Source organism: Arthrobacter sp. P4_F11 (assembly GCF_056401395.1).
Window position 1 is genome coordinate 131821 of record NZ_JBFUJK010000005.1, and the last position, 13223, is coordinate 145043.

Sequence of the window (13223 nt, forward strand, 5' to 3'; positions counted from 1 at the left end):
GCTGTTTGGCCTGTTGCCGGCAATAATGTCGCTGCCCGGCCGTAGCCTGCTCCTGTCCAGCCATACCGCTGGCAACAGGTGGCCCGCGAGGAGGCAGAAGCGCCGTCGGGGCCGGAAATGGGGAAGCATGACAGATTCAGCCCTGACGCACGTGTACGTCCTCCTGGACCGTTCCGGGTCGATGAGTGCCATCGCCGATGACACTGTGGGCGGGTTTGCGGCGTTCATCCGCGAACAGCGGGCAAGTGGCGGGCCGGTGCCGGCTGTCGCTGGCGCAGTTCGATGACACCTACGAGCGCGTCTACGCCTCGGTGGACATCCAGGACGTGCCGACCCTGGACCTGCAGCCGCGGGGCAGCACCGCCCTGCACGACGCCATGGTCCGGCTGATCGGCGAAGCGGGTGCGGAACTGGCGGCCCTTCCGGAGGATGAGCGCCCCGGCACCGTGCTGGTGGCCGTGCTGACGGACGGCCACGCCCAGGGTCTAAGTTCTGACCTGCGGTGCAGACATGCCGACGGCCGGCACCCTTCCAGGAAGGATGCCGGCCGTCGGCAGTTGTACTCTTCGGGGGCGGCGCCGCCCGGAGCAGTTAGGCCTTGTGCGGCGGGCGCGTCATGGACATGACGTCCAGGGCGGTGTCCAGCTGCTCTTCGGTCAGTTCGCCGCGCTCGAGGAAGCCCATGGAGACGACGGTCTCACGGATGGTCAGGCCCTCGGCCACGGCCTTTTTGGCGATCTTGGCGGCGTTCTCGTAGCCGATGAACTTGTTCAGCGGGGTCACAATCGACGGCGAGGCCTCGGCGAGGAAGCGGGCGCGCTCGACGTTGGCGGTGATGCCGTCGATCATCTTGTCGGCCATGACGCGGCTGGTGTTGGCCAGCAGGCGCACGGATTCAAGGAGGTTGGCGGCCATGACCGGGATGCCGACGTTGAGTTCGAAGGCGCCGTTGGTGCCGGACCACGCGATGGCGGTGTCATTGCCGATCACCTGGGCGCAGACCATGATGGAGGCTTCGCAGATGACGGGGTTGACCTTGCCCGGCATGATCGACGAGCCCGGCTGCAGGTCCGGGATGGCGATTTCGCCGAGGCCGGTGTTGGGGCCGGAACCCATCCAGCGCAGGTCGTTGTTGATCTTCATGAAGGAAATCGCGATGTTGCGCAGCTGGCTGGACGCTTCGATGAGGCCGTCCCGGTTGGCCTGGGCCTCGAAGTGGTCGCGGGCCTCGGTCAGGGGCAGTCCGGTGTCGGCCGCCAGCAGTTCGATCACGCGCTCCGGGAATCCCGCCGGGGTGTTGATGCCGGTGCCCACGGCGGTGCCGCCAAGCGGGACCTCGGCGACGCGGGGGAGCGAGGCGTTGATGCGCTCGATGCCGTAGCGGACCTGCGCGGCGTAGCCGCCGAACTCCTGGCCCAAAGTGACAGGGGTGGCGTCCATGAGGTGCGTGCGGCCGGACTTCACAACGTCCTTGAATTCGGTTGCCTTGCGCTCCAGCGACTCCGCCAGGTAACCGAGGGCCGGGATCAGGTCATTGATCAGCGCGGAGGTCGCGGCAACGTGGACGGACGTGGGAAAGACGTCGTTGGAGGACTGCGAGGCGTTGACGTGGTCGTTCGGGTGGACAACCTTCTCGCTGCCTGCGGACTTCAGGGCCCGCGAGGCGAGCTCGGCGAGGACCTCGTTGGTGTTCATGTTCGAGGACGTCCCGGACCCGGTCTGGAAGACGTCAATCGGGAAGTCGCCGTCGTACTTGCCGGCCGCAACCTCGTCGGCTGCGTCAGCGATCGCCTGGGCCAGCTCGCCGTCGAGCACCCCCAGTTCGGCGTTCGCCTGCGCGGCAGCTTTCTTCACCCGTGCCAGGGCTTCGATGTGGGCGCGCTCCAGCGTCTTGCCGGAGATCGGGAAGTTCTCGACTGCCCGCTGCGTCTGTGCGCGGTACAGGGCGTTCACGGGAACGCGGACTTCGCCCATCGTGTCGTGTTCAATGCGGAACTCTTCGGTGTTCAACTCATCTGTGGAAGTCATGGGGCTAGCTTATTGGGAGTAGGAGTCCCACCGAAAACCATGAGCAGGCTGCGACCGCCGGGCGCCGGGGTTTACAGCCTGCCGATGCTGGAAACGAGATCGGCCCGGCCGTCAGCCAAGCTGTAGGCGAGGCCGATCACGGCGGTGCGGCCGCTGTCGACTGCGCCCGAAATCACCCGGGAACTGTCCACCAGCCGCTGCGAGGTCTGCTTGACGTTCTCGACCACCATGTCGTTGACGTCGGTCTGATTGTTACGCAGCGAGGTCAACACGGACGGGGTGATCCGCTCCACCAGGCTGCGGATGAAACCGACCGGCATCTGGCCGGTTTCCACGGCGTTCTTGGTCGCGGTGACAGCACCACAACTGTCGTGCCCCAGGACGACGATCAGAGGGACGTCCAGTTCGCTGACGCTGTATTCCAGCGAGCCAAGCACGGCGTCGTCGATCACCTGGCCGGCGGTGCGGACCACAAAGGCGTCCCCGAGGCCGAGGTCGAAGATGATTTCGGCGGCAAGCCTGGAGTCGGCGCAACCGAAGATCACCGCGAAGGGGTGCTGGTTTTCAACCAGCGACGAGCGCCGCGACGCGTCCTGGTTGGGGTGTGATGACGTGCCGGCGACAAAACGCTTGTTGCCTTCACGGAGACGCTGCCAGGCGAGTGCGGGAGTCAGATAAGTAGCCACGTGGCCACTTTACGGTGAAGGGCTGGCCGAAGGTGAAACTGTTGCGCCTGGCGTGCTGGACGATGCCCCGGCGGGCGGATTGCTTTCGAGCGACTTCACCACGGCGGCGGCCAGGGCGGAGAACTCCTCCAGCGTCGCGGATCCGGAGAGGATGACGGTGGTGCCGCGATCAGTCAGCACCATGGATTTCTCGCCCTTGCCGGTGTCGCGCAGTTCCCAGTCGCGGCCGCCGGCGCTGCGGGTGCCGGTCACGGGAGCGTTCTTGGTCTGCTGCAGGAGCCAGGTGGGGTTGGCCGTGCGGGTCTGCACGAGGGCGATGAAGGATTCCTTGGGCGTCAGGTAGCCGACTTCCCAGGCGGGGACGCCGCTGCCGGCACCTGACTCCCAACGGGCGTAGTTGGCGCGGAATGTGTCGCCGGTATCGGCCGCCACGGGTGTGAATCCCGCCACACCCGCCGCGTTCTGCGCGGTGGCGCTGACATTGACGTTGGGCCGGTAACCGTCGGTCTTCGGAGAAGGATTCATGAGGACGATCGGCAGGAACGCGGCGATGCTCACCACCAGGGCGATGATCATGCCCATCACGGACGCGTTGGCGCGTTTGGCCGCCGCGGCGGCGATGACGGGCTTCACGGGGGGCTGTCCGGACGGGTCCGGGCCTGCCGCGGGGGAGCTGCCAGCCGGCGAACCGGGGGCGGCGGGGGAAGCGTCCTGCAATTCACTCACCCCTCTATAGTCGCGCATGTCCGGGCCGATCTCACATTCGCGGCGCAGGGACCCCTCCGACGGTGAAGTGCGTCACGCGCCGGTCATCCCATGACCTTGCGGGCCCGCCCCGACTATGATCAATATCAGACGAATCACCGCGACGGATCGATCCTGGCCGTACGGGTTCAACGACCGCCACTCGAAGAAGAGGTTCACGTGACACCAGCGCCCATGTCCCAGAAGTACTCCACGCTTTCCCCCTCGCTCGCCGTCGGGATCGATGAGCCTGACCGCAACCTCGCGCTGGAACTTGTCCGCGTCACGGAAGCCGCGGCCATCGCCGGCGGCCACTGGGTGGGTTTCGGCGACAAGAACAAGGCCGACGGCGCCGCCGTGGACGCCATGCGCTCCTTCCTGCAGACCGTGCACTTCAACGGCGTCGTTGTCATCGGTGAGGGCGAGAAGGACGAAGCCCCGATGCTGTTCAACGGCGAGCACGTCGGTGACGGCACCGGCCCCGAGTGCGACGTCGCCGTCGACCCCATCGACGGAACCAGGCTGACCGCCCTTGGCATCAACAATGCCCTGGCCGTCCTGGCCGTGGCCGAACGCGGCTCCATGTTCGATCCCTCCGCCGTGTTCTACATGGAAAAGCTCGTCACCGGCCCGGAAGCGGCCGACATGGTGGACCTGCGCCTGCCGGTCAAGCAGAACCTGCACCTGATCGCCAAGGCCAAGGGCGTCAAGGTCAACCAGCTCAACGTCATGATCCTGGACCGCGACCGGCACCGCCCCCTTGTAGAGGAAATCCGCGAAGCCGGCGCCCGCACGAAGTTCATCATGGACGGCGACGTCGCGGGGGCCATCGCCGCTGCGCGTGCCGGCACCGGAGTCGACGCCCTCATGGGCATCGGCGGAACCCCGGAAGGCATCGTCGCGGCCTGCGCCATCAAGTCCCTCGGCGGCGTCATCCAGGGCCGCCTGTGGCCCACGAGCGACGAAGAGAAGCAGAAGGCGATCGACGCCGGCCACGATCTGGAGCGCGTGCTCTCGACCAACGACCTCGTCTCCAGCGACAACTGCTACTTCGCGGCCACCGGCATCACCGACGGCGACCTCCTCAAGGGCGTCCGCTACTCCAAGGACAAGGTCCTCACCCAGTCCATCGTGATGCGCTCCAAGTCCGGTACGATCCGCTTTGTCGACGGCGAACACCAGGCCAGCAAGTGGGAAGGCTACGCCCGCAGGAGCTAGCACCTGAACGGCAACACTGAACTGCACGACAGAGCACAGCGAATCCCGGGCCGCCTCCGCGGTCCGGGATTCGTCGTCTTAAACCAGGTGCATGATGGTGTCTATTGCGGTGGGGCGGCCGGGGCCCGTGGGATTAGATAGGGTGGAGCCATGACGTGGCTCGTAACTGGCGGTGCAGGATACATCGGTTCTCATGTGGTTTCCGCTTTGCGCGGTGCCCGGATCCAGCCGGTGGTGATTGACTCCCTCTCCAGCGGGCACCGTGAGTTCGTGCCGGCCGATGTGCCGTTCATCCATGGCAGCATCCTCGACGCCGACCTCGTCGCCCGTACGCTGCGGGAGCACGCGGTGACCGGCGTGATCCACCTGGCCGGTTTCAAGTACGCCGGGGTTTCCGTCCAGGAGCCGCTGCTGACCTATGAACAGAACGTCACGGGCACCGCGCAACTGCTCAAGGCCATGGAGCTCAGCGGCGTCGACAAACTGGTGTTCTCCTCGTCCGCGGCCACCTACGGCACGCCCACCGGCGACATCGTCACCGAAGCGACGCCCACCAACCCGGAATCGCCCTACGGCGAGAGCAAACTCATCGGCGAGTGGCTGATCCGTGACCAGGGCCGGGCCCGGGGCCTGAACCACACCTCGCTGCGGTACTTCAATGTGGTCGGCTCAGGTGCGCCCGAGCTTTACGACACCAGCCCCCATAACCTTTTCCCGATCGTGCTGCGGGCGCTCACGGCCGGTAAGACGCCGCGCATCAACGGCATCGACTACAACACGCCGGACGGAACCTGCGTGCGCGACTACGTGCACGTGGCCGACCTGGCCACCTCGCATGTGGCCGCCGCCCAGGCGCTCGAGGCGGGCAAACCGCTGGAGCGGGTGTACAACCTCGGATCCGGGGACGGGCTGTCCGTGCGCCAGATCATGACGGCGATGGCCGACGTCACGGGGATCGATTTCGAACCCGAAATCGGTCCGCGGCGGGCGGGGGATCCGGACCGGATCGTGGCCGACGGCACGCTGGCTGCCCGCGATCTCGACTGGAAGATGCGGCACTCCGTGGAGCAGATGGTGGCCAGCGCCTACGACGCCCAGCGGCACGCCATCACGGCCAACTAACGCCCGCCACCAACACCGGCCACCGGGACACGGCGGCCCGGCTGGCCGGGGCGGCTCCGGGTGGCCGGTGCCGCCTGCTGGGCCCTTAGCGGTTAGCGAGGGCCCGGGACCGGGCGCGCAGCTTTTTCGCGAGCTGGGCACCCTTGCGGGCCAGCTGGTAGCTGCCGTAGCGGACCTTCCGGACGGGCAGGTCCCACGTTCCGGGATACGCGATCCCGCGGCCGCCGAACGACTTCTTGAACGCCGTGAACCCGGCCCATTTGTGGTCGGGCTGGTCCTCCGGCGCCACGCCCCAGAGATCCACGTGCTTGAGGCCCTTCGCCTGGGCGTCCGCGATCAGGGTGACAAGCAGGGGGATGCCCGCGCTGAGCTTGCGGTGGGTGTCGTCCAGGGCGGCATGGGCGTAGGTCCGGGTGTCGGCCGAATCATAGGCCAGGGCTGCGGCGATGGGGTAGCCGTCGAGCTCCGCGATGAACAGCGTCGCGGCGCCGGCCGGCATCAGCGAGAGGGCCACCTGGGTCAGGTACTCGTCGCTTTGCGGCTTAAACCCGTTGCGGGCGGCCGTCATGTGCAAGAACTCCAGGAGGACGGCGATCTCTGCCGGGTCCTGGCTGGAGCGGAAGGTCACGCCCTTCTTGTGGATGTTGCGGAACAGGTTCCGGTTGGCCGGCTTCATATCCGCCAGGACGTCCTTGAAATCCCGGTCGAGGTCCACAATCCAGCTGAGCTCGGGCTGCTGGCTGGCCGGCGCCGGCTGCAGGCCGCGGCTGCGGAGTACCGAGTCGGCCTCGGCGGCGGTGAATCCTGCGGTGACCGGCTCAACCCGGACAAACACGGCCCCGCTGCTCCGGGCGAGGTCCGTCAGGGCCGCCAGCGCGGCGTCGAACGCTGCCAGTGACTCGGCGACCGGGCCGTAGGGGGAGTACAGCAGTTTGCCGGCCGGATTGGATTCCTCGACCGCGAGGAAGCGCCACCCGGGCCCGGACTGTTCGTGGACGGTGCGTCCCAGCGATCGCTGGAACTGTGCCCACTGCGGGCTCTGCAGGAAATAATCCATGGTGTCAGGCTTCCAATGCGGTGGTGACGGCAAATGCCAGGGCGGGGCCGGTGGCGCCGGAGACGGCGTGGACGTTGACCGGTGCCTCGGCGGCGGGCAGGAAGGCACTGGCGCCCCGTTCCAGCCGCAGCTCGCCCTTGGGGGAGTCGAGGCGGACGGAGCCGTGGGTGACGATGACGACGGCGGCACCGGACTGCGCCAGCGGGACGGGCTCCGCCCCGGGCGCCAGTTCAATCCGCTGCAGCTGGAATTCCCGGAACGGCGGCCGGAAGAGTTCCTGGCCCAGCATGGTGGTCTCGGCGGGGAGCATGGGCACGGCGACGGCCTCGAACGCCACGGTCTTCAGCAGTTCCGGCACGTCGACGAATTTCGGCGTGAGCCCGCCGCGGAGCACGTTGTCCGAGGACGCCATGACCTCGATGCCGAGGCCGTGCAGGTAGGCATGGACATTGCCGGCCGGGAGGTACACGGCCTCACCGGGGGCGAGGGAGATCCGGTTCAGCAGCAGGGAGATCAGCACGCCCGGATCTCCCGGGTACCGGCCGTTCAGGCTCACCGCGGTGGACAGTTCCGCCTCGTGCCCGGCCATCGGGGCACCGGAGACGAGGGCCGCAACGATCGTCGCCGTCGCCTCGGCGACGTCCCCGCCGCCGGTGATGAGGCGTTCGAAGGCGGAGCGCAGGGCCGTGGGTTCGTCCGGCTGCGCCAGGTCCTCGAGCAGCAGCGGGACCAGCGGCGGCAGCTCCAGCCCGGCGAGCTCGAAGCACGCCGCCAGATGCTGGAAGACCGCACGGGATTCCGCGGCCGGCCGGAACCCGCAGAGGGCCTCGAACGGAGTCAGCGCGAAGATCATTTCGGGCTTGTGGTTATCGTCCTTGTAGTTGCGCTCCGTCGCGGCGGGGTCGACGCCGGCGGCTTCCTCGCGTGCGAAGCCCTCCCGGGCCTGGGCGAGCGTCGGGTGCACCTGCAGGGACAAGGGCGCCTCGGCCGCGAGGACCTTGAGCAGGAACGGCAGGCGCGGACCGAAAGCGGCCACGCTCGCGCTGCCCAGGCAATGTTCCGGATCCTCGGCGATCAGGGCGTCCAGCGGCAGCCGTCCGCCGTCGTGCGTTGCGGGTGCGTGCCGGCCGGCACCGCCGGGCGCCGGCGTCAGCGCGACGGACGGGGAGTCCGGGTGGGCGCCGATCCAAAGCTCCGCTTCGGGACCGCCGGAAGCCGGCCTGCCCAGCAGCCCGGCGATGGCCGTCGGGGAGCCCCAGGCGTAGGGCCGGAGGACGTTCTCAAGTTCGTACATGGCCTGGTCCCTGTCTGATCAGTGAAATGTCTCGTCAAAGAAATGTGGTCGCACTGCTGCGCTCAAGGCTGGTGCCCGGGGTTAGAGCGGCGCGCACTGTCCGTTGGTGGCGACGAGGTCGCGGATGGACTGTTCGTCGCCGTTGCGCTTGAACTGGTTCAGCATCTCTTCGGTGATCGGCTCGCCGTCCGGCGTGGTGGTCACGGGGGTGAAGTCCGACGGCGCGGGCGGGGGATCGGTGGCCGGGACGGGCCCGGCGGCGGAGACCGGCCCCGCGGCCGTTCCGGGCTGCAGGACCGCATCGTCAACGGCGTTGTCAGCAGCTGCGGCGCCGGCGGACGGGCTGGCCAGCAGTTTGGCCACCCGCGCGTGGATGACGTCGAAGTCCGGGGACGTGGAGAAGGCGGCGTCGAAGTCCGGCGGACCGATGGTCAGGCGGCTGACGTCCTGTCCCTTGGCCTTCATGGCCAGGTCCACGAAACTGCCGAGCTGGCCGGAGGAGATGTTCGACTCGACCACCTTGGTGCCGGCCCTGGCGATGTCCTCAAACTTGGCCAGCAGTGTTGCCGGGTCGAGCTGCTTCAGCATCGCCTGCTGCACGCACTGCTGGCGCTGGATGCGGGCATAGTCGTCCACGAATTCCCGGGACCGGCCGTACCAGAGGGCGTGGAAGCCGTCGAGCGTCTGGTCTCCGGCCGGAATCCAGCCGTCCGGCATGCCGTGGATGCCGTTGGCCTCATCCACCATCGGCCCGCTGATGGGGACCCAGCCGCCGGCCTTGATCCGGATGCCGCCCATGGCGTCGATGAGCTTGGAAAAACCGTCCATGTCCACGAGCACGTAGGCCTGGACCTTGATGCCCAGCGTTCCGGACACCGCTTCGAGGGTGGCCTGCGCCCCCGGGTCGGCCACCCCGGGATAGAGATCCTGGTGCTGGTTGGTGACCTCGGTGTTGATCGCGTTGATCAGGCATTCGTCGCCGCAGTTGTAGCCATCCGGGTACACCTGGCGCATCGGCGACTCCGCGCTGAACTGGGCGTTCTGGAGGTTGCGGGGCACGGAGATGATCGCCGTGCTGCCGGTCTTGGCATCGACGCTGATCACCGAGAGGCTGTCCGGCCGGCGTCCCGTGCGGTCCGCTCCGGCGTCGCCGCCCATCATCAGGAAGTTGTACCGGCCCTCGGACGGCTCAAGGGTGGGGCCGGAGCCGGAGAAGATGCTGCCGATGGCGTTGCGGCTGACATTGAGCAGATAGGCCGCGTAGCACAGGGATCCGCTGCTGAGGATCATGGCCAGCACGAGCGCCAGCACCACCGCGGGACGGATCCTGGGCGCCAGCATCCCGGGCCGGATCAGCCGCAAGGTGTTCAGGAACAGGGCGGCCCAGCCGATGGCCAGGCAGGCGAAGCCGAGCACCAGCAAGAGCGAAGGCACCGTGCCGGTGAGGAGGTTGATCAGCGTGGAGCGGGACACGAGCAGGAGCAGTACGGCCAGCAGGGCCAGCGCCCAGACCGTAAAGGTCACGCGCAGCGCGGCCCGGCCAAGCCGGCGGTTGCCCGCGACGGTTTGGGCGCTGCCGGGAACCAGCAGCGTCATGAGGATCAGGACGAACGCCCGCTTGGTGAGCACCGGGAACGGGGCGCCGGAGGGGTGCCGGACCGGATCGCCCAGTGCCCGCCCGGACTGCTCAGGGTGGTGTGTGGGGGCGTAGCTGCTGCTCATGCCGGGATTCCTAATGGCTGCCTTAATTGCCGCTACGCGGGGTGACGTTTCCGGCGGCGAACACTGCGCTGACCTTGTGCCGCAGGTTCGCGCCCTTCCGGGTTGCGACGTCATTCAGCTCCTGGGCGAACTCCAGGAGGTCCGCCCGGAGCTGGACTGCCAGTTCATCCGTGCCCGAGGCCAGCATGCGCACGGCCAGGAGGCCGGCGTTGCGCGCGCCGCCGATCGAGACGGTGGCGACCGGAACGCCTGCCGGCATCTGCACGATGGACAGCAGGGAATCCATGCCGTCCAGGGTCTTCAACGGCACGGGGACGCCGATCACCGGCAGGGGAGTGACCGAGGCCAGCATGCCGGGAAGATGCGCGGCGCCGCCGGCGCCGGCAATGATCAGGCGAAGACCGCGCTCGTGGGCGCTCTGGCCATAGCGGATCATCTCCGTGGGCATCCGGTGGGCCGAGACGACGTCGGCCTCGAACGGGATTCCAAACTCGGCGAGGGCTTCGGCGGCGGCTTCCATGACCGGCCAGTCCGAATCCGAGCCCATGACGAGGCCCACGAGCGGGGTGTCCGCGCGGGTGACGGCGAGGGGGGTTCCCGCTTTATTGGCTTTGGGGCTGGCTGCGGTGCTCATGCGGTCTCCTCGGAGGTTGCCGGCATTGCGCCGGCGTGGGCCCGGCCGTTCCGGATGATGTCGGCCACGGTGGTGGCCCGCTGCCGCACGGAGTCGACGTCGGCGGCTGAGGTCCCGACCAGGTTGACGTGGCCGATCTTCCGGCCGGGCCGGACGGCCTTGCCGTAGCAGTGCACCTTCGCGGCCGGCTCGCTCGCGAGGGCGGCGGGGAAGGCGGAATAGAGGTCCTGATTGGCGCCGCCGAGGAAGTTCTTCATCACCACGACGGGCCCCAGCAGGTCAGTGGCGCCCAGCGGCAGGTTCAGGATGGCCCGCAGGTGCTGCTCGAACTGGCTGGTCACCGAGCCGTCCTGGGTCCAGTGCCCGGTATTGTGCGGGCGCATGGCGAGTTCATTGATCAGGAAGCCTGCGCCCACGCCCGGGGTCTCGAAGAGTTCGACGGCCATGACACCGGTCACGCCGAGTTCGCCGGCGATCCGGACCGCGGCGTTTTCCGCGGCTGCGGCAACATCGACGGAGATGTCCAGGGCCGGGGCAATGACTTCATCGCACACCCCGTCCACCTGGATGGTGTGCACCACCGGCCAGGCCCGTGTTTCACCGTCCGGCGTCCTCGCGACCATGGCCGAGAGCTCGCGGCTGAATTCCACCTTGGCTTCGGCCAGCAGGGGGGACATGGCCTCGAACCAGCCGGCGGAGGCCGCCGCGTCCTCGGCCGAGGAAACGATGCGCACGCCCTTGCCGTCGTAGCCGCCGCGGGGCATTTTCAACACCACCGGCCAGCCGGTCTGCTCGCCGAAGGCGACGAGGTCCGCGACATTGGCGACGGAGGCCCACGTGGGGTTCGGAAGCTCGAGCCGGTCGATCGCGGCGCGCATCACCAGCTTGTCCTGGGCGTTGACCAGGGCATCCGGGCCGGGATGGACGTTCACGCCGGCACCGATCAAGGACCGCAGGTGCGCCGTGGGGACGTGTTCGTGGTCGAAGGTCAGGACGTCCAGGCCGCGGGAGAACTCGAGCAGATGCTCCAGGTCCTTGTAGTCGCCGACCGGGGCGTTAGCCACGGCAGAGACTGCGGAGACGTCCTCGCCTTCGGCGAGAACACGGAGCTCAAAGCCCAGGGCGGTCGCGGCAGGGGCCATCATGCGGGCAAGCTGGCCGCCGCCAACAACACCGATTACAGGAAAAGTCACAAGTCCCAGCCTACCGAAAACCTCACGGGAACCCGGCTTTTGGGGATTGGCAAGCGCGGGAACCGCGCCGGGACGGGGGTTTCGCACCCGCGCGCCCGGCGCCCGCCGCCGGGTGCGCAGGGAGCCGTCTGAGCGGCCGCTGCGGGCGGACTCCCGGGAAACGGCGCTAAAATGGGCGTTTGGCCCAATGGCCGACAGTTCCAGAAGGCCACGGAGGGTCATGATTACTACACTTAACGAGCGCATGCGCGGGCTTGCCTCGCTGTTCTGGCGCGAAGTGGCCAAGTTCGGTGCCGTCGGCGGCATCGCGTTCGTCATCGACAACGGACTGACGTTTTACCTGATGCACGGTCCCATGACCGACAGCGAGGCCAAGGCCCGCTTCTTCGGGGCCAGCGTGGCGACGGTCTTTTCCTGGGTTGCAAACCGTTTTTGGACGTTCCGGCACCGCCGGCAGGCCAACGTGCTGCGCGAGTTCGTGATGTTCCTCATCATCAACGGGATCGGCATCGGCATCTCCACCGGCCTGACCGCCGTCGCAAAGTACGGCATGGGAGTCACCGACAAGAACATGCTCTTCCTGGCCGGGGTGGTCGGCATCCTGGTCGCGACCGTGGTCCGGTTCTTTGCCTACCGCTTCCTGGTCTTCAACCAGGAACTCGACGCAGAGCCGGAGTTCTCGCACGACCACGAGATCATCGAACGGCACCCGCACTCCCAGCCCGTTGCCACGTCGGCCGTCAGGGAATCCGTCAACGATCCCGAACTGCCCGGCCCGCCGGCCTAAGGAACCGCCGTCCCGGAGGTCAGTGCCAGGGGATCAGCGCCCGCTGATGCGCTCGGCGTCCCGCAGTTTGCCGGTCACCTCTACCTCGGGGTGCACCAGGACCACGGAACCATCGGCCTTCCAGGTTCCCAATGACTGCGCAAGGACGGTTTCGAGGCCGTCGGCCGCCGGAACGAGCAGCCGCAGTCCGGGGTCCTGGGCCGTGGCAAAACCGTCCAGGAGCGCCCCGTGTGCATGGACTGCGCCGTCGGAGGTGCGGACGGCGAGACGTTCCGCCTCCGGATCCACGTGGGGCATGAAAATGTCGCCGTGGGAGCGGACCTCGGCGGCATAGTCGAGGACGCCGCTGGGCAGTTCACCCGTCCACCGCATGGCCAGTGCCGGCAACGACACGGCCAGGACGGCGTCGAACCCGCCCGCGGCAGCGCCCGGACCCGGGTCCGCGGTGGCCAGCAGGTCCGCCTCCGCGTCGTCGAGGACCACTTCCATGCCAAGCTGCCAGGCCGCGAGGGCCAGGATCACCGACTTCCAGTGCGCGGGCAGGTCCAGGCGCAGCCGCATGCCCGGTTCGGCGTCGAGTTCGTCCTGCAGCAGGTTGGACGTCTTCGCGACCCAGTTGTCCAGCACGCGGCCAGAGAGCTCAACCCGTTCCGCATCGGGGCCGTACCAGGTCAGCCGGGGCGCCGTGGCCTGGCCGGAGCGCAGCGCTGTCATCAGGTCGATTGCCGGAATGCTCAT

Annotated in this window: 13 protein-coding genes; 4 read left to right on the forward strand and 9 right to left on the reverse strand. The window is 68.0% G+C overall.

Annotation, left to right across the window (positions count from 1 at the left end; translation table 11 throughout):
* Positions 1-215: 215 nt before the first annotated feature.
* Positions 216-626, forward strand: a complete 411-nt coding sequence (locus AC1DRO_RS07735; protein WP_476950407.1) for a hypothetical protein — start codon at positions 216-218, stop codon at positions 624-626.
* Here AC1DRO_RS07735 and AC1DRO_RS07740 read toward each other — a convergent pair.
* From AC1DRO_RS07740 to AC1DRO_RS07750, 3 genes are all read right to left on the reverse strand, one after another.
* Complete coding sequence (locus AC1DRO_RS07740; protein WP_476950408.1) at positions 592-2028, reverse strand: class II fumarate hydratase; 1437 nt, start codon at positions 2026-2028, stop codon at positions 592-594. The genes AC1DRO_RS07735 and AC1DRO_RS07740 overlap by 35 nt on opposite strands.
* A 71-nt stretch (positions 2029-2099) precedes the next feature.
* The gene (locus AC1DRO_RS07745) at positions 2100-2714 is read right to left on the reverse strand and encodes a carbonic anhydrase (protein WP_028277382.1); all 615 of its coding nucleotides are present in this window, start codon (positions 2712-2714) and stop codon (positions 2100-2102) included.
* 9 nt (positions 2715-2723) lie between these two features.
* Complete coding sequence (locus AC1DRO_RS07750) at positions 2724-3458, reverse strand: DUF4245 domain-containing protein (protein WP_476950409.1); 735 nt, start codon at positions 3456-3458, stop codon at positions 2724-2726.
* 195 nt (positions 3459-3653) lie between these two features.
* Between AC1DRO_RS07750 and glpX the strand changes: the two genes are divergently transcribed.
* Entirely contained in the window at positions 3654-4676 is a 1023-nt protein-coding gene (glpX, locus tag AC1DRO_RS07755) for a class II fructose-bisphosphatase (protein ID WP_028277383.1), read from the forward strand.
* 150 nt (positions 4677-4826) lie between these two features.
* Positions 4827-5798 carry a UDP-glucose 4-epimerase GalE gene (gene galE, locus AC1DRO_RS07760; RefSeq protein ID WP_476950410.1) on the forward strand — a complete coding sequence of 324 codons (972 nt, stop codon included), beginning with the start codon at positions 4827-4829 and terminating at the stop codon, positions 5796-5798.
* Between the two features lie 85 nt (positions 5799-5883).
* On the opposite strand, the gene AC1DRO_RS07765 is transcribed toward galE, so the two are convergent.
* The 5 genes from AC1DRO_RS07765 to AC1DRO_RS07785 form a co-directional block, all read right to left on the reverse strand.
* Positions 5884-6855 carry a lipid II:glycine glycyltransferase FemX gene (locus AC1DRO_RS07765; RefSeq protein ID WP_476950411.1) on the reverse strand — a complete coding sequence of 324 codons (972 nt, stop codon included), beginning with the start codon at positions 6853-6855 and terminating at the stop codon, positions 5884-5886.
* Between the two features lie 4 nt (positions 6856-6859).
* Positions 6860-8149, reverse strand: a complete 1290-nt coding sequence (manA, locus tag AC1DRO_RS07770) for a mannose-6-phosphate isomerase, class I (RefSeq protein ID WP_476950412.1) — start codon at positions 8147-8149, stop codon at positions 6860-6862.
* A gap of 81 nt (positions 8150-8230) precedes the next feature.
* A complete protein-coding gene (locus AC1DRO_RS07775; protein ID WP_476950413.1) occupies positions 8231-9871 on the reverse strand; it encodes an LCP family protein in 1641 nt (546 codons plus the stop codon).
* A 22-nt stretch (positions 9872-9893) separates the two neighbouring features.
* Positions 9894-10418: a 5-(carboxyamino)imidazole ribonucleotide mutase gene (purE, locus tag AC1DRO_RS07780; RefSeq protein ID WP_476950478.1), complete on the reverse strand. Its 525-nt coding sequence runs from the start codon at positions 10416-10418 to the stop codon at positions 9894-9896.
* A gap of 83 nt (positions 10419-10501) precedes the next feature.
* Complete coding sequence (locus AC1DRO_RS07785) at positions 10502-11650, reverse strand: 5-(carboxyamino)imidazole ribonucleotide synthase (RefSeq protein WP_476950479.1); 1149 nt, start codon at positions 11648-11650, stop codon at positions 10502-10504.
* Between the two features lie 268 nt (positions 11651-11918).
* On the opposite strand from AC1DRO_RS07785, the gene AC1DRO_RS07790 reads away from it, so the two are divergent.
* Positions 11919-12485, forward strand: coding sequence for a GtrA family protein (locus AC1DRO_RS07790; RefSeq protein WP_459384196.1), 567 nt, complete (start codon positions 11919-11921; stop codon positions 12483-12485).
* Positions 12486-12518: 33 nt separating this feature from the next.
* Here AC1DRO_RS07790 and AC1DRO_RS07795 read toward each other — a convergent pair whose 3' ends face one another.
* Positions 12519-13223 carry a TIGR03089 family protein gene (locus tag AC1DRO_RS07795; RefSeq protein ID WP_476950414.1) on the reverse strand — a complete coding sequence of 235 codons (705 nt, stop codon included), beginning with the start codon at positions 13221-13223 and terminating at the stop codon, positions 12519-12521.

What these genes read in the sequence shown, in the direction of transcription:
- galE (WP_476950410.1), top strand. Translation starts at nt 4,827, where the DNA reads ATGACGTGGCTCGTAACTGGCGGTGCAGGATACATCGGTTCTCATGTG.
- AC1DRO_RS07775 (WP_476950413.1), bottom strand. Translation starts at nt 9,871, where the DNA reads ATGAGCAGCAGCTACGCCCCCACACACCACCCTGAGCAGTCCGGGCGG.
- AC1DRO_RS07750 (WP_476950409.1), bottom strand. Translation starts at nt 3,458, where the DNA reads ATGCGCGACTATAGAGGGGTGAGTGAATTGCAGGACGCTTCCCCCGCC.
- AC1DRO_RS07795 (WP_476950414.1), bottom strand. Translation starts at nt 13,223, where the DNA reads ATGAGCATTCCGGCAATCGACCTGATGACAGCGCTGCGCTCCGGCCAG.
- AC1DRO_RS07785 (WP_476950479.1), bottom strand. Translation starts at nt 11,650, where the DNA reads ATGATGGCCCCTGCCGCGACCGCCCTGGGCTTTGAGCTCCGTGTTCTC.
- AC1DRO_RS07740 (WP_476950408.1), bottom strand. Translation starts at nt 2,028, where the DNA reads ATGACTTCCACAGATGAGTTGAACACCGAAGAGTTCCGCATTGAACAC.
- AC1DRO_RS07790 (WP_459384196.1), top strand. Translation starts at nt 11,919, where the DNA reads ATGATTACTACACTTAACGAGCGCATGCGCGGGCTTGCCTCGCTGTTC.
- glpX (WP_028277383.1), top strand. Translation starts at nt 3,654, where the DNA reads ATGTCCCAGAAGTACTCCACGCTTTCCCCCTCGCTCGCCGTCGGGATC.
- purE (WP_476950478.1), bottom strand. Translation starts at nt 10,418, where the DNA reads ATGGGCTCGGATTCGGACTGGCCGGTCATGGAAGCCGCCGCCGAAGCC.
- AC1DRO_RS07765 (WP_476950411.1), bottom strand. Translation starts at nt 6,855, where the DNA reads ATGGATTATTTCCTGCAGAGCCCGCAGTGGGCACAGTTCCAGCGATCG.
- manA (WP_476950412.1), bottom strand. Translation starts at nt 8,149, where the DNA reads ATGTACGAACTTGAGAACGTCCTCCGGCCCTACGCCTGGGGCTCCCCG.